This window comes from Pseudoalteromonas sp. TB64, assembly GCF_000498095.1.
Taxonomy (GTDB): Bacteria; Pseudomonadota; Gammaproteobacteria; order Enterobacterales; family Alteromonadaceae; genus Pseudoalteromonas.
The window spans coordinates 1-26,857 of record NZ_AUTQ01000069.1 but is presented as its reverse complement, the minus strand read 5'-3'; the positions used below and the strand labels follow the sequence as shown (position 1 = coordinate 26,857).

Here is a 26,857-nt window from a genome sequence, read left to right as displayed (position 1 = left end):
ATGGTGCGGAAAGAGAGACTTGAACTCTCACAACCGAAGTTACTGGAACCTAAATCCAGCGCGTCTACCAATTCCGCCACTCCCGCATCGTTTGTGTAATAAAACACAGGTAGTTATTTTAAACTCTTCATTGAGTGCAATTTAACTCTTGCAGAGCCATTTCTAAAAGAAGAAATGGTGGCTAAGACGGGATTTGAACCTGTGACCCCATCATTATGAGTGATGTGCTCTAACCAGCTGAGCTACTTAGCCATTGTTGGCTGGGATACCAGGATTTGAACCTGGGAATGCCAGGATCAAAACCTGGTGCCTTACCGCTTGGCGATATCCCAACAATAACAATTGATAGTTTTAATTCTTATCAAGAATTATGGTGCGGAAGGAGAGACTTGAACTCTCACATCCTAAGATACTGGAACCTAAATCCAGCGCGTCTACCAATTCCGCCACTCCCGCATCGTTTGTACAATAAAGTACAGGTAGTTATTTTAGACTCTTCATTGAGCAACAAAAAATAAATGGTGGCTAAGACGGGATTTGAACCTGTGACCCCATCATTATGAGTGATGTGCTCTAACCAGCTGAGCTACTTAGCCATCTTTTTTGTTAGCACTTCATCGCTGAGTGCGGGGCGTATTATGCTGATATGACCCAAATTCGTCAACACCTTTTTTGCAAAAAAACACTTAACTGTGTTTGTTTGCAGGAAAATTGAGCTAACCGGCTAAATTTTAATAAAAATGCTGTTTTTTTAACTGCCTTTAAGGCGCCGAATCTTAATTAAGCCTGTACTTCTTTAATTAAGCGATATTACAAAGATAGACTAGTTGAGGCTAATTATTATTTTAATAATGCTTAAATACAAAAAAGGCTCGTAAAAACGAGCCTTTAAAAATTATTCCAATCTAAATTGGTTTAATTTGTACTTATACGTTGAACAGGAAGTTCATTACATCGCCATCTTTAACAATGTACTCTTTACCTTCTTGACGCATTTTACCTGCTTCTTTTGCGCCACTCTCACCTTTAAAGGCAACGAAGTCGTCAAAAGCGATAGTTTGCGCACGAATAAAGCCACGCTCGAAGTCTGTATGGATTTTACCTGCGGCTTGTGGTGCTGTTGCACCTACAGGGATTGTCCATGCACGTACTTCTTTTACGCCAGCTGTAAAGTATGTTTGTAATTGCAGTAATTCATAACCACCACGAATAACAAGGTTAAGACCCGGCTCTTCTAAACCAAGATCAGCCATAAATTCAAGCTTGTCTTCTTCATCTAGTTCAGAAAGCTCAGATTCAATAGCGGCACATACGGGTACTACAATAGCATCTTCTGCTTCGGCGATAGCACGTACGCGGTCAAGGTAAGGGTTATTTTCAAAACCATCTTCTGCAACGTTAGCAATATACATAGTTGGTTTGATAGTTAAGAAGTTAACAGAGCTGATAGCTGCTTTTTCTTCTTTAGTTAAATCTAAAGAACGTAAAGTTAAGCCTTCATCAAGATGCACTTTTACTTTTTCAAGTACGGCATTTTGCTCTTTAGCGTCTTTATCGCCACCTTTTGCTTTTTTCGCGTTACGGAAAAGAGCTTTTTCAGCACTATCCATATCAGAAAGTACTAACTCGGTGTTAATTACGTCAATATCGTCTGCAGGGTCAATTGTACCCGCTACATGAATGATGTTTTCGTCTTCAAAACAGCGAACTACGTGACCAATAGCATCAGTTTCGCGAATGTTAGCTAAAAACTGATTACCAAGACCTTCACCTTTAGATGCGCCTTTTACTAAACCTGCAATATCCACAAATTCCATACTTGTTGTAAGGATGCGTTGCGGATTTACAATTTTAGCGAGCTCGTCTAAGCGAGGATCTGGCACAGGCACCACACCTGTATTAGGCTCTATGGTACAAAAAGGAAAGTTAGCGGCTTCAATACCCGCTTTGGTTAATGCATTGAAAAGCGTTGATTTACCCACGTTAGGCAAGCCAACGATGCCACATTTAAAACCCATAGTAAGATACCTTAGTTTAGAATTCGTTTAAACGGTGTACTTGGACCCAAGTTACTAGGGTTTAAACGAATGTAGTCTGTTTTGTGCTTTTAACACACCATCTTTTGCAAGTATTTCCATACAACGAACTGCTTCATCAACAGCGGCATCCATTTTTTCTTGATCGTCTTTGGCTGCTTTACCAAGCACCCAACCGGTGACCATTTCACGATGCCCTGGATGACCTACACCTATACGTAAACGCATAAAGTCTTTTTGATTTGCCATTTTTGCAATAATGTCTTTTAAACCATTATGACCGCCATGCCCGCCGCCTTTTTTTAATTTGGCAACGCCTGGGTCTAAATCCAACTCATCATGGGCAACTAAAATGTCTTCCACTGGGATTTTGAAAAAATTAGCTAAACTACTGACCGCTTTACCACTTAAATTCATGTAAGTAGTGGGGATCAATAATTTGAATTCTTGGCCTTGAATGATCACTTTACCTGTAAGGCCGTGATATTTAGGATCGTATTTTAGAGTGCAGTTGTAGCGTGCAGCGATTTGCTCGATGAACCAAGCACCTGCATTGTGACGTGTGTTTGCGTATTCGGGGCCTGGATTAGCCAGGCCCACAAGCATTTGAATAGAATTCAAGGTTGCGAGACCTTAAATATTATTCTGCAGCGTCTGAAGCGTCGTCTTCAGTTGGAGCTGCTTTGTTTGCTTTGATAGTCAGGATAGACTGATCATGGCCTTCGCCTTTACCTAAATCTACAGAGCTAACGCCTTTAGGGAAAGTAAGGTCAGAAATATGAACCGAATCGCCAACTACAAAGTTAGACACATCAACTTCGATAAATTCTGGAAGTGCTTTTGGAAGACATGAAATTTCAACTTCAGTTAACTGGTGAACAACAGTTGCACCTAGTTTTGTCACGATATCTTCACCGATGAAGTGAAGAGGAACTTTAGTTTGGAATGTATGAGTAGCATCTACACGTTGGAAATCAAGGTGAGTAAGCTTAGGCTTGAATGGGTGACGTTGAATATCTTTTAAGATAGCTTCAACAGACTCGCCGCCTATGTTTAGTGTAATGATGTGAGTGTAAAAACCTTCATCTTCTTGCGCTTTGATCATATCTTTATGAGCAAAAGTAAGAGATAGAGCTTCTTTATCTGCTCCGTAAAGGATTGCAGGTACTTTGTCTTCGCGACGTAGGCGGCGGCTCGCACCAGTACCAGTTTCTACGCGAAGTTCAGCGTTATAAGTGTAAGTTTTGTTAGACATGATGTCTCCAATAATTATAAGTGTAGGGCCTTTGCGACCAAGGACCCCAGCCAAAAGGCGCGCTATCATACCACCGCGTACTTGTAAAATATACATCGCTTACAAAAAAAGCGCCAAAAGGCGCTTTTATATTCAGAAATGTTTGATTTTAGTGTTCGAACATCGCTGAAATAGATTCTTCGTTACTAATACGACGAATAGTCTCTGCTAGCATATCTGCAAGAGTAAGTACTTTAACTATATCAAGCGCTTTAAGTTCTTCAGATAGAGGTATTGAGTCAGTTACAATCACTTCGTCAATTACTGAATTACGTAAATTTTCTGCAGCTTTACCAGAAAGAATAGGGTGCGTAGCGTATGCAAATACACGCTTTGCGCCATGTTCTTTAAGTGCTTCAGCAGCTTTACACAATGTACCACCGGTATCAATCATATCATCTACGATAATACAATCACGACCTTCAACATCACCAATAATATGCATTACTTGAGAAACGTTTGCTTGTGGGCGACGTTTATCAATAATAGCTAAATCGGTATCGTTTAATAGTTTTGCTATAGCACGAGCACGTACAACACCACCAATATCAGGAGATACAACAACAACGTCATCAAAATGACGGGCTTTCATATCTTCAAGTAATACAGGGCTGCCAAATACGTTATCTACTGGTACATCAAAGAAGCCTTGAATTTGCTCAGCGTGTAAATCAACCGTAAGTACACGGTCAACACCTACGCTTGATAGGAAGTCAGCAACAACTTTAGCAGTAATTGGTACACGGGCAGAACGTACACGACGATCTTGACGGGCATAACCGAAATAAGGAATAACGGCAGTAATACGACCTGCAGATGCACGACGTAAAGCATCAACCATAACGATAAGTTCCATTAAGTTATCGTTTGTAGGGGCACAGGTTGATTGCAATATAAAAACATCCGAGCCACGAACATTTTCATTTATTTGAACACTGATCTCACCGTCACTAAAACGGCCTACAACAGCATCGCCTAATTCAATATATAAACGTTTTGCAACTTTTTGAGCTAACTCAGGTGTTGCGTTACCAGCGAAGAGCTTCATGTCAGGCACGGTTGGGTTCCTCAGGCACTGAAATTTTGGACTAACGGGCAATGATAAATACCACTGCGGGTTAACTTATGATTACTTTTACGTTACTTCATTGATCGAATATAGCGGCTAACTCCGTATGAGCAGGGGAGACATTAACGCTTGAGGCGATAAATCCCTGCCAAGTATGGGGGAGGTTAGCAAGTACATCTTGTGCTTGAACTTGACTAGCAAATTCTACAAAACAACATGAACCTGTTCCGGTCATCTTCGACGGGGCGTATTTTAGCAACCACTGGAGGGTTTTTTCAACCTCGGGACAAAGCTTTTTAACTAAAGGCTCACAATCATTAGTTAAAATATACTGTTTCCAGTCACCTAATATTTTAGGTGTGTCACGTTTTAGCTCAGGATGAGTAAATATTTTTGCGGTACTTACATGTTGATTTGGATGTACTACACAGTACCATTTTTGTTCTAGTTCTACTTGGTGTAATTTTTCGCCAATGCCGTGTGCTATGGCGCTTTGACCATGTATGAACACGGGAACATCTGCTCCTAATTGTAAGCCTAAATGAGCAAGTTCATCCAAACTTAACTGTGTTTTCCAAAGTTTATTGAGCGCTAATAATGTAGTTGCGGCATCTGATGAACCACCTCCAACACCGCCTCCCATTGGTAAGCGTTTAATTAAATTTATTTTTACACCAAGCTCCGTTTTGCTCTTAGTTTGTAATAATAAGGCAGCTTTATAGATGAGGTTGTCTATTAAAGGGATATCTTTAGTATCACCCTCTATTGAAATTGTGGATGTGTGCACTAGTTCAAAACTAAGTTCATCTCCAAAATTCAAAAAAGTAAATAAAGTTTCCAGCTCATGATAGCCATCTTCACGACGCCCGTTAATGTGTAAAAATAAGTTGAGTTTTGCCGGAGCAATTAAAGAAAAAGACGTTTTGGTATTCATATTAATTAAATTGCCAGTCATAGAGTTGAATTTTGATTCTAATGCTTTGGTGTTTGAGCGTTAGTTTGGTTGGAACCCAATAACCTTCAGTTTGCATATATGCACTGTAATCTATTTGCCATTTCTTACCGGTGTTATCAAACCAAAGTACTTGTTTAGCGCGACCGAGTTGATCAACTATTAAGCTTTGATCGTCAATAGTACCTTTTAACCAACTATCGGCATTATTTACAGGTAAAGTAAAACCAGTTAAACGTTTAAGAAGTCGCGCAGCATCAGTATCAAAATACTCTTCACCATCAAATTCTAGCTCAGCACCTTTTTCGGTTTGTTTAAGCGACAAAATGCGCGTACCAATAAAAGTAGTCAGCACTAAATTGTTACTATTTTCCCTTTGTTGCCAATTTAAATTTGCAGATTGGCGCTCATCAGGGCTGATAAAAGCAAGTTTCCCCTCTACTTGCCAAGTTTTTTGAGCAGCAAGGCGAGGTTTCCAATCATCGTAAGTTGTTGTTATTTTGTTTGTTTGTTGCGTGCAACCACCTAAAAATAAAAAAAAGGTAAATAAAATTAAATATTGTCGAATCAAATGTCGTTCCTTACTTTCCATATTCCGCTGATTTTTGGTAAAATTGCCGCCTTTAAAGTAGGGCTCAGCAATATTTGGCAAATATGACCATAATAGCACTTGGTATAAATCACAAAACCGCATCCGTAGACTTACGTGAAAAAGTGGCTTTTTCGCCTGAGCAAATATCAGAGGCGTTGCAACAATTAAGTGGTCACGCTGCGTTTAGTGAAGCGGTGATCGTTTCTACCTGTAATCGAACCGAAATCTATTGTAGCCTTGCTCAGCAAAAATCCCAAACACTGTTGCATTGGTTAGCCAGTTTCCATGGTTTAGATGAACAAGAACTGAGTAGCAATATTTATTGTTATGAAGGTAATGATGCAATAAATCATTTAATGCGTGTTGCCTGTGGTTTGGATTCTTTAGTGTTAGGTGAACCGCAAATATTAGGGCAAATAAAGCAAGCTTATAATAGTGCTAAAACACATGATGCCATTGGTGTTACGTTTGATCGGTTATTTCAAAAAACTTTTTCGGTTGCAAAAGAAGTCAGAACCGAAACAAACATTGGTGCAAGTGCTGTGTCGGTCGCGTTTGCGGCAGTTAATTTAGCAAAACATATTTATGGCAAGCTTGATCAGACCAATGTGTTATTAATTGGTGCAGGCGAGACCATTGAGCTGGTAGCTAAGCATTTATATCAAAATGAGCCTAAAAAAATAACGGTAGCTAATAGAACAATTGAACGTGCGCGCAGCCTTGCTGATGAAGTGTCGGCAGATGTGATTGCGCTTGCACAGTTGCCAGAGCGTTTACATGAAGCCGATATAGTGATTAGTTCTACAGCCAGTACGCTTCCTATTATAGGTAAGGGTGTGGTTGAGCAGGCTCTCAAACAGCGTAGAAATAAACCGATGTTGTTTATAGATATCGCTGTGCCACGCGATATAGAAAGCCAAGTAGGCGAGCTCGATGCAGCCTATTTATATTCAGTTGATGACTTACAAACTATTGTAAGCGAAAATATGGCAGCGCGAGAGCAAGCTGCTGAACAAGCACAAATTATTATAATTGAACGCACTAAAGAATTTGCAATGTGGATGCGTTCACTCGATTCGGTAGATTTAATCCGCCATTATCGAAATGATGTACAAACAATAAAGTCTGAATTAGTAGAGAAGGCGGTTAGCCAACTCTCTAGTGGTAAAGATGCAGAAAAAGTAATTTTAGAGTTGGCCAATAAATTAACCAATCGCTTAATGCACGCGCCTACACGTGCTATACAAGATGCAGCGAAAAAAGGTGAAGTGGCGCAGCTAAACCAGTTGAAAAAAATGTTAGGTATTGATCAGGAATAACCGTTAAATGAAAGAGTCTGTTTATAATAAATTAGAAACCTTAGTAGAACGCTACGAAGAAGTACAAGCGCTGCTAAGTGACCCGTCGGTCATTAGTGATCAAAATCGTTTTCGTGGGCTTTCAAAAGAATATTCTGAGCTTGAAGAGATTGTAAAAACGTTTTTAGTTTATAAAGAAACGCAAGATGATTTAGCCAGTGCAGAAGAGATGCTTAAAGATTCGGATCCTGAAATGCGTGAAATGGCGCAAGAAGAATACAAAGAAGCTAAAGCACAAATTCTAGCAATTGAAGATCAAATTCAAGTATTGATGTTGCCAAAAGATCCACGCGATAACAATAACGTGTTTGTTGAAGTTCGTGCTGGAACGGGCGGCGATGAAGCGGCAATTTTTGCCGGCGATTTATTTCGTATGTACAGCCGTTACGCAGAAACTAAAAAATGGAAAGTAGAAGTTGTGAGCACCAATGAAGGTGAGCACGGTGGTTACAAAGAAGTGATTGCGAATATTAGTGGCGAAGGTGTTTACGGGCAATTAAAGTTTGAATCAGGAGTACACCGCGTACAACGTGTGCCAGAAACTGAGTCACAAGGGCGTGTTCATACCTCTGCTTGTACCGTTGCGGTAATGGCAGAAGTACCAGAAGCAGAAGCGATACAAATTAATACAGCAGATTTAAAAGTTGATACATTTCGTGCATCAGGCGCAGGTGGTCAGCACGTTAATAAAACAGACTCTGCTATTCGACTTACACATATACCTACCGGTGTTGTGGTTGAGTGTCAGGATCAACGTTCACAGCATAAAAACCGCGCTAAAGCGATGTCAGTACTTGCAGCTCGACTGCAACAAGCTGAAGATGAAAAACGCCATGAAGCAGAGGCTTCTGAGCGTCGTGATTTAGTAGGTAGTGGTGACCGTTCTGAGCGTATCCGTACTTATAACTATCCTCAAGGTCGTATTACCGATCACCGTATTAACCTGACACTTTATCGCTTAAATGAAGTAGTAGCGGGTGATTTAAGCTGTGTGATCGATCCATTAATGCAAGAGCATCAAGCTGACTTATTAGCGGCTATGGGCGACGAGTAGTCGTGAGCCACACTCTTGAACAAGCAATTGCTGCAGGAGCTAATTTATTAGCTTCAAGCAGCGAAAGTGCTAAATTAGACGCACAAGTTTTACTTCTACATATTCTTCAAAAACCACGCAGTTACCTTTTTACTTGGCCAGAGAATGAGCTTAACGCTGAGCAGCAACAGCAATTTGAACTGTTTTGTCAAAGGCGTTTAAATGGCGAACCCGTTGCGCATATTACTGGGCAGCGTGAATTTTGGAGTCTATTACTCGAAGTTAATGCAACAACTTTAATACCTCGACCAGATACTGAAACATTGGTAGAGCAAGCACTTGAAATGGCTGTACCTGCTACAGCAAAAGTACTTGATCTAGGCACTGGCACCGGTGCAATTGCTTTAGCGCTTGGAAGTGAAATGCCAAATTGGCAAATTACAGCTGTAGACAGAGTCAGTAATGCAGTAAATTTAGCAATGCGTAATCAACAACGCTTGGGTATTAATAATGTACACGTTAAGCAAAGCGACTGGTTTAGCGCTTTACTAGACGAAAAATTTAATTTAATTGTAACTAACCCTCCTTATATTAAGCAAGATGATATACACCTTGTTCAGGGGGATGTTAGGTTTGAGCCTTTATCAGCATTAGTAGCAGACGATGCAGGAATGTCTGATATAAAACAAATAATTACACAATCGCGTGACTATTTGCTATCTAGTGGCTATCTTTTAATAGAACATGGTTTTGAGCAAGGCGAAGCTGTTCGTTATTTTTTTAAAAAAATGGCGTTTGTAAATATTAAAACAGTGAAAGACCTTGGTAACAATGACCGTGTAACACTTGCACAGTGGCCTTAGATAATAACAATTGCCTGCTCGTGCGTTAAATAATGCCATGAAGGAATTTTTATTATGATGGGTGATTTTTTATTTTCAGATGAGCCAGAAGAAATTGCTAGCGATATAGAACAAGGCACATGGAAAGTATTAATCGTTGATGACGAGCCTGAGGTTCATGCTGTTACAAAGCTAGCATTGAGCGATTTTGAGTTTCAGAATAAGCGTTTAGAGTTTATAAGCGCTTACTCTGGTGCAGAAGCAAAACAGTTAATTGATGAGCATACTGATGCAGCAATTGTACTGCTTGATGTTGTTATGGAAACTGACGATGCAGGCTTGCAAGTTGCTAAATATATTCGTGAAACGGCTCAAAATAATCATATCCGTATTATTTTAAGAACGGGTCAACCAGGACAAGCTCCTGAGCGTCAAGTTATTGTTAATTACGATATTAATGATTATAAATCTAAAACCGAATTGACCGCACAAAAGCTATTTACAGTTATTATGTCGAGCCTTCGTTCATATCGCGATATTATTGCTATTGAACAATCAAGAGAAGGGTTAGAGAAAATAATTAAGGCATCAAGAGATATTTTCTCAGCACATTCAATAGAGAGTTTTATTGAAGGCGTTATGCAGCAACTATCTTCGCTTTTAGGCATTGCTGACCAAGCAATGTACGCCACTACATTGGTCGCTCAAAACCCTGCAGAAAAAAATAATAAAAAACTAATTGTATGTTCAGGCACCGGAGACTTCGAAAAGAGTGAAGGTAAAGAATTAGAGCAAGTATTAAAACAAGAGCAGTTAAGCGCTTGTGAGCAAGCACTTAATAACAAATCTATCGTGTATAAAGATAATTATCTTTTTGCCTATTGCAGTAGTGAATATAATCATAATTCGATGTTGTTTATATCTGGTATCCCAAAAGATTTAACGGATACGCAGCGTCATTTAATTGAGATTTTTTCACAAAATGTACAACTAGCGTTTGAAAATGTGCAATTACAATCTGAAATTGAATCTACGCAGCAGGAGTTAGTTTACAGGTTAAGTGAAGCTGTAGAGCAGCGTTCTACCGAAACGGGTAATCATGTTAAGCGCGTTGCACATATTTGTCATATATTGGCACAAGGGTATGGTTTATCAAAACACGATGCAGATTTAATTCGATTAGCATCACCATTACACGATGTAGGTAAAGTGGGTATTCCTGACGCGGTTTTAAACAAACCAGCAAAGTTAGATGCTCAAGAGTGGGAAATAATGAAGACCCATACTGATAAAGGGTATACTATTTTAAAAGACTCACCGCATGAGATTGTTAGCACGGGTGCAATTATAGCTAAAGAACATCATGAAAAATGGGATGGTTCAGGTTATCCGCAAGGCTTAAAAGGAGAAGATATCAATGTTTTTGGACGAATAGTTGCATTAGCTGATGTATACGATGCACTTCGCCACAAACGCTGTTATAAAGAGCCTTGGACATTACAAAATGTAGTGGATGAAATTAATGAACAGAAAGGCTCTCATTTCGACCCTAAGCTTGTAGAAATATTTAACGATAAGCTTAATGAGTTAGAAGCGGTGCTTACCCGTTTTCCAGATTAATTTTTAAAAACAGAAGTATAGGGGCATATGGATTATTTAGCAGTAAAACACTCACACATGGCAATAGCTTTGTTAAGTGTTATTTTATTTTATGTTCGTGCATTTTCGCGAATGGGTAGTGGCAAAATAGCAAAAAATAAAGCGGTAATGATTGGCAGTCACAGTATAGATACTTTGTTATTAGTGTCTGCACTTACGCTTATATTTATGGCTAAAATAAACCCGTTTGAACAATATTGGCTATTAGAAAAAATAGTATTAGTAGTTATATATATTGGTATTGGAGCTAAAAGCGCCAGACAAACTAAAATGACAGCTAAAGTTGCTTACATTTTAGTTAATACCGCTGTTATTTTGGCTATAGGCTATTTAGCGACGTCTAAATCAGCTTTTTTATTGTAAGTAATATCTGATTATTTGAGTTTTATAATTCTTTTGTAAAGCTCAAATACGACTCCCTCTCAGAAAACATTCAAAAACACCTCTATATTGGTATATAGCTTTAAAGTTAGGTAAACTACGCTTTCGTTTTCTCAAAATGTTGCAGTATTGATGACCACCCTCGGGTTTGATGAACATGATGAATCTTATATTGATGATGCTTATGACGAATTTACGCCGCCGGTTATTTATCGTTGTATAAAAGCAGAGTCTAAATGGGACCCTCAAATAGACTTAACGACAAGTTTTGAAACTTTAACTGACTTTGAGCAGCAAATAGATTCGCTTTGTTTAAAAGCGAGTGATGAGCATGAGTGCCTTGATCAATTGTTAGATACTTTTTACAGTAATTGGTTATTTAGTGCATCTAGCCTAAAAGTACCTGAGCATAAACTAAATAGTTTAAGTTATACGTTAACTATGCGTAGCGGGTCTCCAACTACTTTAGCCATATTACTTTGTCACTTTTTACAACACGCTAAGCTAGATGCCAGTATGAGCCTAAACCAAGGTGAAATTGCTGTGCATGTGGCGATTAGTGATGAGGAAGGGTATGTAATTGAGCCAAGTACTGGTCAACAAAGCTGGTATATCATTCCTGAAAATGCTGATGAAGATGACGGTCAAGAACAAGAGCCATTAGAACTCATTTTTAATGATGAAGTGTATAAACTATTTTTAGCACAACAAAAGTGGTCTTTTATCAGCGAAAGCAAATTTGGTCATGCTTTGACCTGTGTGGAAATGCTTATGGAGTTAATTGGCGACGACCCGTACGAAAGACGCGACAGAGGTTACTTATTAAATCAACTTGATTGTCCTAAAATGGCACGTGATGATTTACAGTTTTTTGTTGATGAATGTCCGGATGATCCCGCTATTGAGATTATTCTGCATCAAATTGAAGAATTAGAAGATAATAATAAAACTCACCATTAAGGTACGTTTACTTTCAAGATTAATTTGAAATGTTGACGTGCCAAAATAATAGGAATAATTATGGTTGAAACCCAAAGTGCATTAATAACTAATGATGCCGTTGTGCTAGGTTTGCTTGCTGTTATTTTAGGATTTATTTTTAAAACCTCGAGCAGTGAACGACCGGCTTTAAAAACATTTTATAAATATGTACCTGCTTTATTGCTGTGTTACTTTTTGCCATCGTTATTGAATACATTTGGGATTGTTGATGGTAACAAATCTAATGTTTATTACGTTGCCTCACGTTATTTATTACCTGCCTGTTTAATACTTCTTACAATTAGTATTGATTTAAAAGCCATTATTAACTTGGGACCCAAAGCACTCATTATGTTTTTAGTAGGCACATTGGGTATTGTTATTGGTGGTCCGCTAGCTATTTTAGTTGTTAGCGCATTTGATCCAAGTATTGTTGGTGGTCATGGTCCTGATGCAGTTTGGCGTGGTATGACCACGGTTGCTGGTAGCTGGATTGGTGGTGGTGCTAACCAAGCATCAATGAAAGAAATGTTTGAAGTGGGTGGCGATATATTCTCTGTAATGATTACTGTTGATGTAATAGTCGCTAATATTTGGATGGCTGTTCTATTATTAATGGCAGCTAATCATAAAAAAATTGATGCAGCTACTGGTGCCGACACCAGCGCAATTGAAGATTTAAAAAAGCGTGTAGAAGCTTATCATGCAGAACATGCGCGAATTCCAACACTTAACGACTATATGATGCTACTTGCAATTGCATTTGGTATTACTGGTTTAGCACACTTTTGTGCTGACTTTTTAGGACCTTACTTTGGCAACACTTATGAGTGGGCAAAAGAATACAGCTTAAACAGTAAATTCTTCTGGCTGATTGTAATATCAACAACTATAGGTATAGGTTTATCGTTTACTAAAGTTAGGCAAATAGAGGCGTTTGGCGCTTCAAAAGTGGCTTCTAGCTTTTTATATATTTTAGTTGCATCGATTGGTTTACACATGAATGTAACCGCTATTTTTAATAACCCCGGGTTATTTTTAGTTGGTGCAATTTGGATGTTAGTTCATGCAAGTATAATGTTAGTAGTGGCGAAATTAATTAAAGCACCATTATTTTATATGGCTGTGGGCTCACAAGCTAATGTAGGTGGTGCTGCATCAGCTCCGGTAGTTGCATCAGCATTTCATCCATCGCTTGCGCCTGTAGGTGTATTACTTGCGGTATTGGGTTATGGCGTAGGTACTTATATGGCCTATATTTGTGGGTTAATGATGCAAGCAGTTGCACCATAAGGAATTAAAATGAAAGACCAAATTATTAAGATTAATGAGATTGAGCTGGCAAACAACAAACCATTTGTATTGTTTGGTGGTATTAATGTATTAGAATCTCGTGATTTAGCAATGCGTGTTGCAGAGCATTACGTAGAAGTAACAACTAAATTAAATATTCCTTATGTGTTTAAAGCGTCATTTGATAAAGCAAATCGCTCATCAATTAATTCTTACCGTGGACCAGGAATGGAAGAAGGTTTAAAAATATTTGAAGAGATTAAAAATACTTTTAATATTCCACTTATCACCGATGTACACGAACCATATCAAGCAGCGCCAGTTGCTGAAGTAGTTGATGTAATACAGTTACCTGCTTTTTTAGCACGTCAAACTGATTTAGTTGTAGCAATGGCTAAAACAGGTGCAATTATTAATGTAAAAAAACCACAGTTTTTAGCTCCACACGAAATGCGTCATATCATTACTAAATTTAATGAAGCGGGTAATAATAATATTGCTTTGTGTGAGCGTGGTTCAAGCTTTGGTTACAACAATCTTGTTGTCGATATGCTAGGTATGGATGACATGAAGGCAATGGCACCTGTTATTTTTGATGCAACACATGCATTACAACGCCCAGGTGGTCGTACTGATTCAGCAGATGGTCGACGTGCACAAGCAGCAGAGCTTGCTCGAAGTGGTATGGCATTAGGTATTGCAGGTTTATTCATTGAAGCGCACCCTAATCCAAACGAAGCCAAATGTGACGGTCCTTGCGCACTTGCACTTAGTAAATTAGAAGGTTATTTATCGCAAATGAAAGCGGTAGATGATTTAATTAAAAGCTTTGCACCTCTTGATACAAGTGCAAACGACTTATAATTAACTACCTATATACTTAGGTAGCAGTAAAAGAGCGACTAAGGTCGCTTTTTTTACGCCTTAAATATACTCTTTCTTAGCATAGGTATATAATTCACCGCATAAGAAAAACTAATTCTAAGCTTGGTTATCATGTCAAGACGAGTACCTCCATTAAACGCACTAAAGGCTTTTGAAGCTGCAGCGCGCCATTTAAGCTTTACAAAAGCTGCAGAAGAGCTTTATGTAACGCAAGCGGCTGTAAGTCATCAAATAAAAACACTTGAAGAACATTTAGGCTTGAAGCTGTTTTTACGAAAAAACCGCTCTTTATTGTTAACTGAAGAAGGGCAAGGCTACTTTCTCGATATTAAAGAGATTTTTACGCAGTTAATCGACGCGACAGAAAAGCTATTAGCGCGTGGTGCTAAGGGCTCGTTGACTGTAAGCCTAACGCCTAGTTTTGCGATTCAATGGCTTGTGCCACGCTTGAGTTTATTCAATGAGTTACATCCAGAGATTGATGTGCGAATAAAAGCACAAGATCAGGATGAAAACTCATTAACTGATGACGTAGATATCGCGATTTATTATGGACGTGGTCATTGGAGTGGTGTGCAAACCTATAAACTGCACACTGAATATTTAGTGCCATTGTGTAGCCCCATGCTTTTAAGTGGTCCCAAACCGCTTGATCAGCCAAGTGATTTAATTCATCACACTTTACTGCACGATACCACTCGTAAAAACTGGAAAACATGGATAAAAACAGCCGGTGTACGTAACGTACAAGTGAACCAAGGACCTATTTTTAGTCACTCATCCATGGTGTTGCAAGCTGCGGTTCATGGTCAAGGTGTGGCAATTGGTAATAGTGTTTTAGCTAAACCTGATATAGACGCAGGACGATTAGTTATTCCTTTTAATCACAGTTTAGAAAGTAAAAATGCATACTATTTAGTGCTTCGCGAATCGCAAACTGAGCTGGGTAAAATAGTGTCGTTTAAAGAATGGATGCTGAGTTTAGTAGAACAAGAGCAAGAGTATTAATATGATTGAATGGTTTAAAAGTAAAACGCAGCCAGCTATAGGTCAGTTTGTTTTTGCTCATGGCGCAGGGGCGGGTAGCGACTCCGATTTTATGCAAAACATGGCAACCCTTTTAAGCGAACAAGGTATTGATGTCGGCTTATTTGATTTTGAATACATGCAAATAGCTAAGCAAACTAATAAACGCAGACCACCAGAGCGGGCGCCAAAGTTGTTAAGTTATTATGAGCAAGTGCTTAGCCAGGCACAACCAAATTTACCGTTGTTTATTGGTGGTAAATCAATGGGAGGGCGCATGGCGTCAATACTTGCATGTTCAACAGAGCATCCTGTTTTAGGCGTATTGGCTTTTGGTTATCCGTTTCATCCTCCGGGTAAACCAGAAAAGCTACGCACAGATCACTTTGCTGATATAGCTTGTCCATTTTTAGTACTGCAAGGTGAGCGAGATACATTTGGTACTAGAGAAGAGCTAGCAACATTGCCTATGCCTAAACAACCTCAATACATATGGTTAACTGATGGTGACCACTCACTTAAGCCTCGTAAAAAAAGTGGTGTTACTGAACTACAAAATAGAGAGACTGCTGCACTTGGCGCAGTTGAGTTTATTCAAAAGTGTGTGGATTTAAATTTAGAGGGTAACCAATGATTAAATTATTTTTAATGACGGGCAGTATTTTTTGTATGCTTTCGGTCATGCTTGGGGCCTTTGCAGCCCATGGGTTAAAAAGTCGATTATCAGAGTATTCACTAGGCGTTTTTAAAACGGCAGCAGAGTATCAAATGATGCATGGACTTGCGCTTATTGCGGTCGCTGTTTTAATAAAATGGGGCATTAACCTCAGTTGGGCTGGTGGCTTTTTTATAGCAGGCACTGTCCTTTTTAGTGGTAGTTTATATTTGCTCGCGTTAACAGGTATGAAGTGGCTTGGTCCAATAACCCCGTTAGGTGGATTGTGCTTTATAATTGGTTGGATTGTTATTTTAGTGCAAGTTGCACGATTTAAGTTTTAAAGATTTTAAGGGTTAATATGTCTAGTGTTGTGATTTACTGTCGTAGTGGTTTTGAAAACGATGCCGCTGCTGAAATAACGTTTCACGCTGCGGAGCAAGGTTTTGCAGGCTATGTTAAAGCAAAACCAAATACGGGTTACGTTGTTTATGAGTGTTTTGAAGCGCATCACAGCGACGAAATAATCAAAAAAGTTGATTTTAAAGGTATGGTGTTTGCGCGCCAATGGTTTGCCGGTACATTATTAGAAAATATGCCAGTAGAAGACCGAGTTGGCGCAGTTGTAAATGCCGCAAAAGATTTTACATTGTGCTCAGAGCTACGCGTAGAAACCCCTGACACAAACGAAGGTAAAGAGCTTTTAACATTTTGCAAAAAAATCTCAACGCCACTTAAAAAAGCCCTCGAAAAACAAAATACAGTATTGCGAGAGCCAAAAGCAAATCGTCCAGTAATGCATGTTATGTTTTTAACAAATAACACCGCGTATGTGGGTTACTCATACAGCTTTAATAACTCTCCATTTTTTATGGGTATTTTACGCCTTCGTATGCCAAGTGACGCACCAAGTCGTTCAACGTTAAAACTTGATGAAGCGTTTAATGTGTTTATACCTGAGCAACAGCGCGAGTCACGTGTTGCAGCTGGTATGCGTAGTGTTGATTTAGGAGCCTGTCCAGGCGGCTGGACTTATCAACTTGTTCGCCGTGGTATGTTTGTAAGTGCGATTGATAATGGACCTATGAACGACGATTTAATGGAAACAGGGCAGGTTAAACATTTTAGAGCCGATGGCTTTAAATATCGCCCTGAAAAAAGAAATATTACATGGTTAGTGTGCGATATGGTGGAAAAACCAACCAAAGTGACTACGCTAATGATTGATTGGGCGGTAAATGCATATGCAAAAGAGTTTATATTTAACTTAAAACTCCCTATGAAAAAACGTTTTGATAGTGTTTATGAATGTCTTTCTATGATCAGAAAAGAGCTTGAGAAACAGGGGATTAATTATGAGTTGCAAGCTAAGCATTTATACCATGATCGTGAAGAAATAACCGTTCATTTAAACGTTACCAAAGTACCCCAAAACTTATATAGTTAATAAATAGAGGCTCAAAAGTGGTAAAAAATAATTTGCAAAAATGGTTTAGCTTAGTTTTTTTATCACTTTTATTAAGTGGTTGTGGTGGCGGAGGCGAAAGTGATTCAGTTGACTCTTCAAGCCCTTCCACAAACATTTCCCCTACAGTTACGCTTTTTGTTAGTAGTAGTGTAATCGTTGCTAATCAAATGTTTACTATTACCGCACAAGGCAGTGACAGTGATGGACAAATTGCGAGTTATGCATGGGAACAATTATCTGGACCAGGATTAACTTTTACCGTTAATGGAAATATTTTAACTGCGACTGCGCCAAGTGTAGAAAGCGATACTGAATTTAGCTTTTCAGTTACGGTTACCGATAATTCAGGATTAACGGCTGAACGTATTTTCTCTGGTACTATTACTACTCAAAATACGCCTCCTACCATTACAATTACAGGACCAAGTAGTGCTCTGTCAAATACACAAGTAAGCTTAGCGGCAAATGCACAAGACGCAGATGGTTCAATAAGTAGCATTGTGTGGATACAATCCGCAGGTATCAACGTTGAGTTTACGCAGGCTGATGGTATTTTACGTTTTACAGCCCCTAATGTTAGTAATAACTCGACACTTGGTTTTAGTGTAACGGCAACGGATAATGCAGGGCAGAGTGTTCAAGTAAGCACTACTATACTAATTACGCGTATAAACAGCGCGCCAACGGTAATCGTTACGGGTCCAGATAGCGCACAAAAAAATGAACAAATAACACTAGTCGCAAATGCTGAAGATGTTGATGGCACGGTTAATAGTATTAATTGGCTGCAAACAAATGGACCTGCTGTTGAATTTACTCAGACTGATACTAGTTTGAGCTTTATTACACCTGCCGTAGCACAAGACACCAACATAACTTTTTTAATAACCGTTACTGATAATAATAATGCTACAAATAGTGCTCAAAAAACAATTACAGTATTAGCTTCGAATAATCCACCAGTAGCAAACGATGTAACTATTGAAGTTGAATATAACCAGCCTTCACCATTCATTTTAGTTGTAAGCGACCCAGATAACGATAATGTGCAAATTATTTTTCCGCAAGATTTAAATGGCGCACAAATAAATATTGTTGACTCACAAGCTTTGAGCTTTAACTACACACCAATACAAAATAGCATTGCAGAACAAAGTTATACGCTTATAGCTTCGGATGGTGATGACACCACAGAATTTTTATTTGATGTAACTATAACCGATACTTCACCTGCGACTATTATTGCTGTGGTGCCTGTAAATACCAATGAACCTGTTTTACTTGATACACCTATAAGCATTACGTTTTCAGACATTATGAAAACAAATACGCTAGTGATAAATACAGAAACAGGTTCATGCCAAGGCAGTGTACAAGTATCAGCTGATGACTTTAACACTTGCTTAGCACTTGATATAACAAGTTTGGCTGGTACAACTGATGATACAAGTGATTATTTTCATACCGTTACTTTATCTGCGACTTTAACTGAAGATACTCAATATAAAGTGCGCGTAACTAATGAGCTTATTAACTTTGCTGGAACAGCTATAACGGCTCAACAAATAACAGAATTCATAACATCTAATCAAAACCTTAAAATCACAGAGCTATCTTCTGTCGAATTTAGCAATGACTCACCCTGGGTCGAGATTTACAATGGTACGGGGGCGAGCGTTAACTTAGAAAATTACACGTTAAAATCTAGTAGTATTAATGCTGCAAATAACGATGTTGCTCGTGAAAATATATTTAGTTTACCCAATAAAGAGTTAAAAAATGGGGCGTATATTATTTTACAAAGCCGATTTGGCGACAGTTTTTTAGCGAATGCTGCAGTTAATAATTCTAAATTAGTATTGATTGGTAATGTTAACGATGAAATTAAACCATATTGGTTTATAAATGGTTATGTTGAATTACTTAATAGCGATCAAACTCAAACAATTGATTTTGTAAGGTTCGGTAATTCTACACAAGATCCAATATCTACATCACAATGGCAAGGTGCGAGTGCAAGCTCAATGCAAAGTGAGCAAGGCGGAAGCTTAAAACGAGCATTAAATGCTGCAGATACAAATCAGGCAACTGATTGGACTTATTCAGTATTTAATACACCGGCAGGACCGAACGACATAACGTGTACGGCTGATGATGATCAAGATGGGATACCTGACTGTGCTGAGCAACAAGGAACTACATTTGGCGGTCTACCTTTGTATGAGTGGGGTGCACGAACATCGCAAAAAGACATATTTATTGAAGTAGATTACATGGATAGTAATGATGTTGGTATAACACCACATCGTACATCGCTTGAAAAAGTGATAAGTGTGTTTGCTGAAAAGGGGTACGTAGTGCATTTTGATGTGGGTAATTTATTTGATCAAAATGAAGGTACTTCTCCTCAAAATTATGATTTAGGCGGTGGTGGAACCGTACCATTCAACAGCTATACGCCATTTGAATATGATCACAGTAGCGCTAACTTATTTGCAATAAAAATGGAATATGCAGACGTTACTCGAAGACCCATTTTTCATTATTTATTAATGGCAAACAGTGGGAACGAAGACGGTACCATTAGCGGATCTGGTATAGCAGAAGTTAATGGCAATGACTTATTGATTACAATGGGCGGGTGGGGGTTATCGTTAGATACGCAAACAGCGACTAATGTTACTTATAATTACCAAGCATCGACAATATTTCATGAACTTGGACATAACTTAGGGCTTTATCATGGCGGGAATGAAGAGGTCAACTTTAAACCAAATCACTTAAGTTCAATGAATTATTTATATCAGTTAGCGGGTTTATCAACTATTGGTAATAGTGAAGGCGACCGTTATTATGAGCGCTTTTTTAAAGGTAATGCTAATTGCGACACTGCAGAAAATACCAATAGTCATTTAGGTCCAACCAATGATTTTATAATCGACTATTCTAACGGGGCATCAGTTGATTTAGATGAAAATATTTTACTTGAAATTAAAGGCTTGAATCGAAGTGGTTCATCACCTGTTGATTTTAATTGTAATGCAATAACGACGGAGAACCTTTCAAACTTTGATGCCAATCAAGATTCGCAAATATCGATACTTACCGACGTCGATGAATGGAGCATGCTCAACTTACAGTTTTACACTCAAAGTGCAGGAAGTCGTTTTGGTGAGCCGCAAACAACAAGTAATAAGTTACACAAAGTAGAAAGTTCGCAACCAATGAGTAATAAACCCATTAGTTACATAAAAGAGAATAAACCAAATGCAGCGATTATTGCCGAGCTAAAAGTAATAAAAGAGCAGTAGCACATGAGAGTTAAATTTTATGAGGTAATCATAATTTGCTGCATGGTAAGTTTACTTAATGCTTGTACTCAAAAGGTGACTAATAAATGGGAGCTAACAGATACACTTTATTATAATGGACAAGCGGTTACTTGGCCGACTAAAAATATATCGCAATGTGAAAATTGTATCATTAAAAACGACACGACTTATATGCCTGAAGGTGTTAGTCATTACAACACTATTTTAATTGATGGTAAGTGGCTTGCAGTGCAAGAACAAAGCCCGCTGAATGTGGTTCGTTTAAGGCTAGCAGATAAAACGCCTTATTGGTACGTCAAACAGTTAGATGAAAAGCGGTTAAAGCTATTTAACCGTGATCAGAGTTATACCGTAGAAATAGGACAGGTTGTAAATGTTACTTTTGAGCAGCAGCGTTTTTCTATTTTAATTAATAGTTTTGAATTACTCGATGATATTAAAGTAGCGCTTCCAAGGCGTGCAAAACTCGATTTTATAGCACTCAAAATTAATTAGATGATAACTATATTAAGTTAAAGTTTTATTCTCTGCTCATGCGTATTACTCATTAAATAAAGCGGCAACTTATTTTTACAGCTAACCAATACCAACGTACATAATATTTAATCAACTTGAGAGATTAAACCTGACGTTACCTGCGTTAAAAGTTCCGATATACGACTGTATAATACAGGAGTTAAAGCAATGCAGGAGTAATTGTCGAGAGCAACTAAATAACGAATTTTTTGTCTTGTTGTTGGCAAGGTTTTATTACCTCAAAATAGATCAATTAATTAAGCGAAGGGGTATAACTTTCGTTTGATTAACTACAAAAAAACCAGCGCAATTTGCGCTGGTTTTTTGTTACTTGGTTAACACTAAGCTTATATTATTAAGCCGCATCTTCCTTTTTAGTTACGCTGTTACGTGCGGCTTTACCTGCTAATAAATCAGCAGGGTCAAAGTCATCAACGTTAATAACATCTAAACGAGATTGTTCAACTGCAGCTAGTTTATCAGCTTCAGCCTGACTTAATATGCCTGCTTCAAGCCCCATTTGCGCTACTTTATCAAGCTGGAAGAATGGTAGTTTAAGACCTTTTTCTTTGCATACACGGTCAAATAATGGCTCAACAGCAAGTACGTCTTTAAGCGTTTGCTCTTGACGACCTACAAGGTTAAGCGGCTCATTTGTTAAGTATACATAGCTTGCTAAACGGTTACGCGTTTCGCTAGGTACTTGTAGTAGTTGCGCAAGTTTATGCTCAAGTTGGTCAGTTGGTTTACGAACCGGGCGACCAAACGGGAATAACAATACTTTTAACACGGCACGTAGTGGAGCCGAAGGCATGTTATTAATTAAATCAGCAAGTGCACGTTGGCAATGGTAAAGGTGATCTTGGCAACTCCATTTTACTAGAGCAAAATCTTCTTTTTTACGGCCTTCATCGTTGTAACGCTTAAGCGTTGCAGACACTAAGTATAAGTAACTAAGTAAGTCACCTAAACGTGCTGAAATACGTTCTTTACGTTTTAGTGAACCACCAAATACTGCCATGCTAATGTCTGACATAAGAGCAAGTGATGCACTAAAGCGTGACGCTATACGGTAAAACTCAGCGGTTTCGTCGTTGTACGGCACACTTGTAAAACGAGCGCCGGTAAGAGCAAGCCACTTAGTACGTACAAGGTTCGACATAGTAAAACCAATGTGACCCATTAGCGCTTTATCAAATACGTTAAGCGCTTCTTCACGGTCTTCAATTTCGCACGCACCTAGCTCGGTAAGTACAAATGGATGACAGCGAATAGCACCTTGACCATAAATAATCATATTACGGGTCAAGATGTTTGCACCTTCAACGGTAATGGCAATAGGTGCACCTTGATAGCCACGACCTAAATAGTTATTTGGCCCAAGCATGATGCCCTTACCGCCAAGTACATCCATTGCATGAATAGTTGCATCACGCATTTGCTCTGTCAGGTGGTATTTAATAATGGCAGAAACAACAGATGGCTTTTCGCCTAAATCAACCGCACCCGTAGACATGCTAACCGCAGCATCAGAGCTGTAAGCGTAACCAGCTAATTTAGCTAGTGACTCTTCAACACCTTCCATTTTACCTATAGGTAAACGGAACTGACGACGAATGCGGCTATAAGCACCTGTCGCAATAGCAATCATTTTAATGCCACCGGCAGAGTTTGACGGCAATGTAATTGCACGACCAACCGATAAACATTCAACCAACATGCGCCAGCCTTGACCAGCCATATCTGGACCACCAATAATATAATCAAGTGGTACGAAAATGTCTTTACCGCGAGTAGGACCATTTTGAAATGGTACGTTAAGCGGGAAATGTCGACGACCAATTTCAACTCCAGGAGTATCCGTTGGAATAAGTGCACAGGTGATGCCTGGCTCTTTATTGTCGCCAATTAGGCCGTCTGGATCTTGTAATTTAAATGCAAGTCCAAGCACGGTAGCCACTGGGGCAAGTGTAATGTAACGCTTATTCCACGTTAAACTAACACCCACAACCTCTTCACCATTCCATTGCCCTTTACATACCACACCGTAGTCTGGAATTGAGCTTGCATCAGAACCCGCTTCTGGCGAAGTTAACGCAAAACATGGAATTTCTTGACCGCTCGCTAGGCGCGGTAAGTAATGATCTTTTTGCTCTTTTGTACCATAGTGTTGTAATAATTCACCTGGGCCTAAAGAGTTCGGTACACCAACAATTGACGAAAGTAATGTTGATTTACTTGTTAGTTTTTGAAGTACACAAGACTGTGCAAATGCAGAAAACTCTAAACCGCCGTATTCTTTTTTGATGATCATGGCAAAGAATTTATTATCTTTTAGATATTGCCATACATCTTGAGGAAGGTCGGTTAGTTCGTGCGTTGCTTCCCAATCGTCCAACATGCTACATACTACTTCAACAGGGCCATCAACAAAGGCTTGCTCTTCAATAGTAAGTTTAGGAACTGGGTATTGGTGAAGTTTTTTCCAATCTGGGTTACCGCAAAATAAGTCAGCTTCCCACCACGTCGTACCGGCATCAATAGCTGATTTTTCAGTATCAGACATGCTTGGCGTTACTTTTTTAAACGTAGCAAAAATAGGCTTGATGATATATTGCTGACGAAGGCCAGTAACAGAAAGAGGAACCGCGATGATCAAAAAGATCAACCAGCTAATTAAACCAAAAGCACCTGCAAAGGTACCAATTAATAAAGTTATAGCCGAAACACCAAGTGCTGTGTTCCAACTTGCTCTGTGGTAAACCGCAGTGCAAAGCAACGCGATTAGAACCAGTGTAAATATGAGTGTCATTTTTATTCCTTAATAGAGGTCAGACCACCTCACTTAGAGTAGCGCTAGTAACAGTAATTTTCAAGTACATAACGATGTTAAATTGTAGTAGAAAGTAACTTAAATACGATATTTAATTACCCGGCAGAGGAACGCACAATAACTATCGTATAGTCAAAGCATTAACCGTAAGTAGTGTTAACGTAAAAATAAATAAATCTAATAGCAAAATGACACTTTTTAAGTAAGTATAGCCGTTATAGCGGGTTGCAAATTAGTGTACGCTTAATACACAAATATAACGCTATTTATTTTAATGTATGGTTTTTAAGGGTTATTTTATTAATGTGTGAATTACTTGGCATGTCAGCCAATGTGCCTACCGATATTTGTTTTAGTTTTTCAGGCCTTTTAGAGCGTGGCGGAAACACGGGACCACATAAAGATGGTTGGGGTATTACATTTTACGAAGGTAAAGGCTGTAGAACCTTTAAAGATCCTGAGCCGAGTTATCAATCTGAAATAGCAAAGCTCGTTAAAGCATACCCCATTAAAAGTGTCTCGGTTATTAGCCATATTCGCCAAGGTAACCGCGGGAGAGTATGCCTTGAAAATACTCATCCTTTTACGCGAGAGTTATGGGGGCGCGAGCTTACTTACGCTCATAACGGGCAGCTATCTAATTATCATGATTTAAAACCGCAGTACTATCGCCCAGTTGGTAACACAGATAGTGAACTCGCCTTTTGTTGGTTACTTGATAAAATTCGCGAAAAATACCCTAAACGCCCAAGTAATATAGCGTCGGTTTTTAGATACGCCGCTAAACTTTCGCATACCCTTCGTGAAAAAGGCGTATTTAATATGCTGCTAACCGATGGGGTATTTGTATTAGCGTATTGCACTAATAACCTACATTACATAACTCGCCGCGCACCATTTGGTAAAGCAACGCTTATTGATGCGGATATGGTGGTCGATTTTCAAAAAGAAACCACACCAAACGATGTAGTGACGGTAATAACAACAAGACCTTTGACGAATGATGAGCGTTGGCAAAAAATGGAGCCGGGGGAGTTTGCATTGTTTAAAATGGGTGAGCTGATTTAGCCCACCTATTTTAAATATTAGGACCTGTTTATCTTTCGAGGTTAAATTTGCAGCAGGCTGTTTGGTATTTAGGCAAGGCAGAGCCTATGTAGTGTGGTTATTCCCCATAAATAGGCGATAACGTAGCATAAATGCCAAACATGCGCTGTCCGAAGGGTTCTGCCTAGGGGCTATTTACTCTTTGTTGCTCGGTTTTTACTTAGCCCACTAGGTTACAAACCTCGCGCCGCGATTAAATAGCCCCTAGGTTGAACAAATTTTAATCCTGAAAGGTCAACAGGTCCTAGCTTAACTTTGGTTTAATTAAACTTAGTTAGCTTCTTGAGGTTGTTGTGCTGTAGCTGGCGCAACGGCTGTTGGTGATGTAACTGTAAATGAGTTCATTTGAACTTCAAATTGCTCCATACCTTTTTCGCCTTTCCACATACGTACTAGCATGTAATCCATTTCTGGTGCAAACCACGCAATTGCTTGGCGTTTATCATTATCATATAAACGCTTAACTTTAACTGCTTCTACATTACCGATAGGTAAAGAAATCATCTCTTTTTCAACTACTTCAAAGTTGTAGTCTCGGCGATTACCTTTTTTATCAACAAGTGGGAATGAAAAGCTCGTTTCACCTTTTTTCAGCCCTTCGCGTACCTGTACTTGGTATGAAATAGCATCCTGAAATTCGTCAGTCCATTCACACTTAAGTGGGTATTCACTATTACTACTTGTTACTACTTTATTCTCGGTATCAAAATCAATTTGATAGTCTTTGTCTGGGCCTGTACCGGTGCGGACCATTGAATAATGATGCGGAGTAACTTTGCCATCTATAAAAGTAAACTTTGATGTTTCTTCACGAGAATCAGAGAAAATCATCCATTCAATATTACTGTGGTATGTTAGTTGATATGTATCGTCGCTCATTTTTTTGAGCTCACGAATAGCCTCACCATGATTTTTACCTTTGCGTAAAATATCGTAGCTTGCTTGATACTGCGTTAATTCGCCTGCAATAAGGCTCGTAGGAAGTAAAGCGCCTGCACATAATAGCAAGGCACTTATTTTTTTATTGTGGGTAGTGCGCGCCGTGTGCAGGAAGTTGTTTTTTGTCAAGAACTGCATAATCTGCTTCCATAGTAAGTCTCTGTTCACTGAACCATTTGACCACCAAAGGATAAATTACATGCTCTTGTTCATGCACGCGTTTTGCTAGTGTTTCTGCTGTATCGTCCTTGAGTACAGGTATTTGCGCCTGAAGAATAACGGGACCGCCGTCTAGCTCTTCAGTAACGAAATGTACACTTACGCCATGAATGTCATCTTTTGCATCAATTGCTCTTTGGTGGGTATTCAGCCCCTGGTACTTAGGCAACAAAGATGGATGAATGTTCAACATTTTTCCAATATATTTTTGCACTAAGCTAGGAGTAAGAATACGCATAAACCCAGCTAATACAACTAGATTTGGCATAAAAGAGTCGATAACGTTCATTAATTGCGCATCGTACGCTTCGCGCGAGTCAAAATCTTTATGACTCAGCACTTTTGTAGCAATACCTGCTTGTTTTGCACGCTCGAGGCCATAAGCGT

At 39.0% G+C, this 26,857-nt stretch carries 24 protein-coding genes and 5 tRNA genes; 15 read left to right on the top strand and 14 right to left on the bottom strand.

Features of this window, described 5'->3' with window-relative positions:
* Position 1 precedes the first annotated feature (1 nt).
* From L647_RS0103065 to lolB, 11 genes are all read right to left on the bottom strand, one after another.
* Positions 2–86, bottom strand: a tRNA-Leu gene (locus L647_RS0103065).
* 89 nt (positions 87–175) lie between these two features.
* Positions 176–252: transfer RNA gene (locus tag L647_RS0103060), tRNA-Met, on the bottom strand.
* 5 nt (positions 253–257) lie between these two features.
* A tRNA-Gln gene (locus L647_RS0103055) sits at positions 258–332 on the bottom strand.
* Positions 333–371: 39 nt separating this feature from the next.
* Positions 372–456: transfer RNA gene (locus L647_RS0103050), tRNA-Leu, on the bottom strand.
* A gap of 63 nt (positions 457–519) precedes the next feature.
* Positions 520–596, bottom strand: a tRNA-Met gene (locus L647_RS0103045).
* 330 nt (positions 597–926) lie between these two features.
* Positions 927–2,018 carry a redox-regulated ATPase YchF gene (ychF, locus tag L647_RS0103040; protein WP_024609886.1) on the bottom strand — a complete coding sequence of 364 codons (1,092 nt, stop codon included), beginning with the start codon at positions 2,016–2,018 and terminating at the stop codon, positions 927–929.
* A gap of 54 nt (positions 2,019–2,072) precedes the next feature.
* Positions 2,073–2,657 carry an aminoacyl-tRNA hydrolase gene (gene pth / locus L647_RS0103035; protein ID WP_024609885.1) on the bottom strand — a complete coding sequence of 195 codons (585 nt, stop codon included), beginning with the start codon at positions 2,655–2,657 and terminating at the stop codon, positions 2,073–2,075.
* A 19-nt stretch (positions 2,658–2,676) separates the two neighbouring features.
* Positions 2,677–3,291: a 50S ribosomal protein L25/general stress protein Ctc gene (locus L647_RS0103030; RefSeq protein ID WP_024609884.1), complete on the bottom strand. Its 615-nt coding sequence runs from the start codon at positions 3,289–3,291 to the stop codon at positions 2,677–2,679.
* Between the two features lie 148 nt (positions 3,292–3,439).
* A complete protein-coding gene (locus L647_RS0103025; protein WP_024609883.1) occupies positions 3,440–4,387 on the bottom strand; it encodes a ribose-phosphate pyrophosphokinase in 948 nt (315 codons plus the stop codon).
* Between the two features lie 88 nt (positions 4,388–4,475).
* Positions 4,476–5,333: a 4-(cytidine 5'-diphospho)-2-C-methyl-D-erythritol kinase gene (gene ispE, locus L647_RS0103020; protein ID WP_024609882.1), complete on the bottom strand. Its 858-nt coding sequence runs from the start codon at positions 5,331–5,333 to the stop codon at positions 4,476–4,478.
* Between the two features lies 1 nt (position 5,334).
* Entirely contained in the window at positions 5,335–5,922 is a 588-nt protein-coding gene (gene lolB / locus L647_RS0103015; RefSeq protein WP_024609881.1) for a lipoprotein insertase outer membrane protein LolB, read from the bottom strand.
* 83 nt (positions 5,923–6,005) lie between these two features.
* Between lolB and hemA the strand changes: the two genes are divergently transcribed.
* The 14 genes from hemA to L647_RS0102940 all read left to right on the top strand — a co-directional run bounded on the left by hemA (position 6,006) and on the right by L647_RS0102940 (position 21,351).
* Positions 6,006–7,262 carry a glutamyl-tRNA reductase gene (hemA, locus tag L647_RS0103005; RefSeq protein ID WP_024609880.1) on the top strand — a complete coding sequence of 419 codons (1,257 nt, stop codon included), beginning with the start codon at positions 6,006–6,008 and terminating at the stop codon, positions 7,260–7,262.
* 7 nt (positions 7,263–7,269) lie between these two features.
* Positions 7,270–8,355 carry a peptide chain release factor 1 gene (prfA, locus tag L647_RS0103000; RefSeq protein WP_024609879.1) on the top strand — a complete coding sequence of 362 codons (1,086 nt, stop codon included), beginning with the start codon at positions 7,270–7,272 and terminating at the stop codon, positions 8,353–8,355.
* Between the two features lie 2 nt (positions 8,356–8,357).
* Positions 8,358–9,197: a peptide chain release factor N(5)-glutamine methyltransferase gene (prmC, locus tag L647_RS0102995; RefSeq protein WP_024609878.1), complete on the top strand. Its 840-nt coding sequence runs from the start codon at positions 8,358–8,360 to the stop codon at positions 9,195–9,197.
* A gap of 54 nt (positions 9,198–9,251) precedes the next feature.
* Positions 9,252–10,796, top strand: a complete 1,545-nt coding sequence (locus L647_RS0102990; RefSeq protein ID WP_024609877.1) for a response regulator — start codon at positions 9,252–9,254, stop codon at positions 10,794–10,796.
* A 27-nt stretch (positions 10,797–10,823) separates the two neighbouring features.
* On the top strand, positions 10,824–11,198 hold the full coding sequence (locus L647_RS0102985; RefSeq protein ID WP_024609876.1) for a SirB2 family protein: 375 nt from the start codon (positions 10,824–10,826) through the stop codon (positions 11,196–11,198).
* Positions 11,199–11,348: 150 nt separating this feature from the next.
* A complete protein-coding gene (locus L647_RS0102980; protein WP_024609875.1) occupies positions 11,349–12,176 on the top strand; it encodes a tetratricopeptide repeat protein in 828 nt (275 codons plus the stop codon).
* Positions 12,177–12,236: 60 nt separating this feature from the next.
* Positions 12,237–13,490: a DUF819 family protein gene (locus tag L647_RS1000000125755; RefSeq protein WP_024609874.1), complete on the top strand. Its 1,254-nt coding sequence runs from the start codon at positions 12,237–12,239 to the stop codon at positions 13,488–13,490.
* 9 nt (positions 13,491–13,499) lie between these two features.
* A complete protein-coding gene (gene kdsA / locus L647_RS1000000125750) occupies positions 13,500–14,354 on the top strand; it encodes a 3-deoxy-8-phosphooctulonate synthase (protein ID WP_024609873.1) in 855 nt (284 codons plus the stop codon).
* Positions 14,355–14,486: 132 nt separating this feature from the next.
* Positions 14,487–15,383, top strand: a complete 897-nt coding sequence (locus L647_RS0102965) for a transcriptional regulator GcvA (protein WP_024609872.1) — start codon at positions 14,487–14,489, stop codon at positions 15,381–15,383.
* Position 15,384: 1 nt separating this feature from the next.
* Positions 15,385–16,035, top strand: a complete 651-nt coding sequence (locus tag L647_RS0102960) for an alpha/beta family hydrolase (protein ID WP_024609871.1) — start codon at positions 15,385–15,387, stop codon at positions 16,033–16,035.
* Positions 16,032–16,400: a DUF423 domain-containing protein gene (locus L647_RS0102955; RefSeq protein WP_024609870.1), complete on the top strand. Its 369-nt coding sequence runs from the start codon at positions 16,032–16,034 to the stop codon at positions 16,398–16,400. Before L647_RS0102960 ends, L647_RS0102955 begins: the two co-directional genes overlap by 4 nt.
* A gap of 17 nt (positions 16,401–16,417) precedes the next feature.
* Positions 16,418–17,503, top strand: a complete 1,086-nt coding sequence (gene rlmM, locus L647_RS0102950; protein WP_024609869.1) for a 23S rRNA (cytidine(2498)-2'-O)-methyltransferase RlmM — start codon at positions 16,418–16,420, stop codon at positions 17,501–17,503.
* A 17-nt stretch (positions 17,504–17,520) separates the two neighbouring features.
* Positions 17,521–20,835, top strand: a complete 3,315-nt coding sequence (locus tag L647_RS1000000125585) for an Ig-like domain-containing protein (protein WP_024609868.1) — start codon at positions 17,521–17,523, stop codon at positions 20,833–20,835.
* Positions 20,836–20,838: 3 nt separating this feature from the next.
* A complete protein-coding gene (locus L647_RS0102940) occupies positions 20,839–21,351 on the top strand; it encodes a hypothetical protein (RefSeq protein WP_029880362.1) in 513 nt (170 codons plus the stop codon).
* A gap of 376 nt (positions 21,352–21,727) precedes the next feature.
* Here the strand turns inward: L647_RS0102940 and fadE are convergent, their stop codons facing one another.
* Positions 21,728–24,184 carry an acyl-CoA dehydrogenase FadE gene (fadE, locus tag L647_RS0102935; protein ID WP_024609866.1) on the bottom strand — a complete coding sequence of 819 codons (2,457 nt, stop codon included), beginning with the start codon at positions 24,182–24,184 and terminating at the stop codon, positions 21,728–21,730.
* Positions 24,185–24,508: 324 nt separating this feature from the next.
* Between fadE and L647_RS0102930 the strand changes: the two genes are divergently transcribed.
* Positions 24,509–25,273, top strand: a complete 765-nt coding sequence (locus tag L647_RS0102930; protein WP_024609865.1) for a class II glutamine amidotransferase — start codon at positions 24,509–24,511, stop codon at positions 25,271–25,273.
* A 309-nt stretch (positions 25,274–25,582) separates the two neighbouring features.
* Here the strand turns inward: L647_RS0102930 and L647_RS0102925 are convergent, their stop codons facing one another.
* Together L647_RS0102925 and purN are read right to left on the bottom strand one after the other, a co-directional pair.
* The gene (locus L647_RS0102925) at positions 25,583–26,389 is read right to left on the bottom strand and encodes a DUF3108 domain-containing protein (RefSeq protein WP_253948826.1); all 807 of its coding nucleotides are present in this window, start codon (positions 26,387–26,389) and stop codon (positions 25,583–25,585) included.
* Positions 26,334–26,857, bottom strand: a 524-nt coding sequence (gene purN, locus L647_RS0102920) for a phosphoribosylglycinamide formyltransferase (RefSeq protein WP_024609863.1), incomplete at its 5' end; no start/stop codon positions are given. The genes L647_RS0102925 and purN, both read right to left, overlap by 56 nt.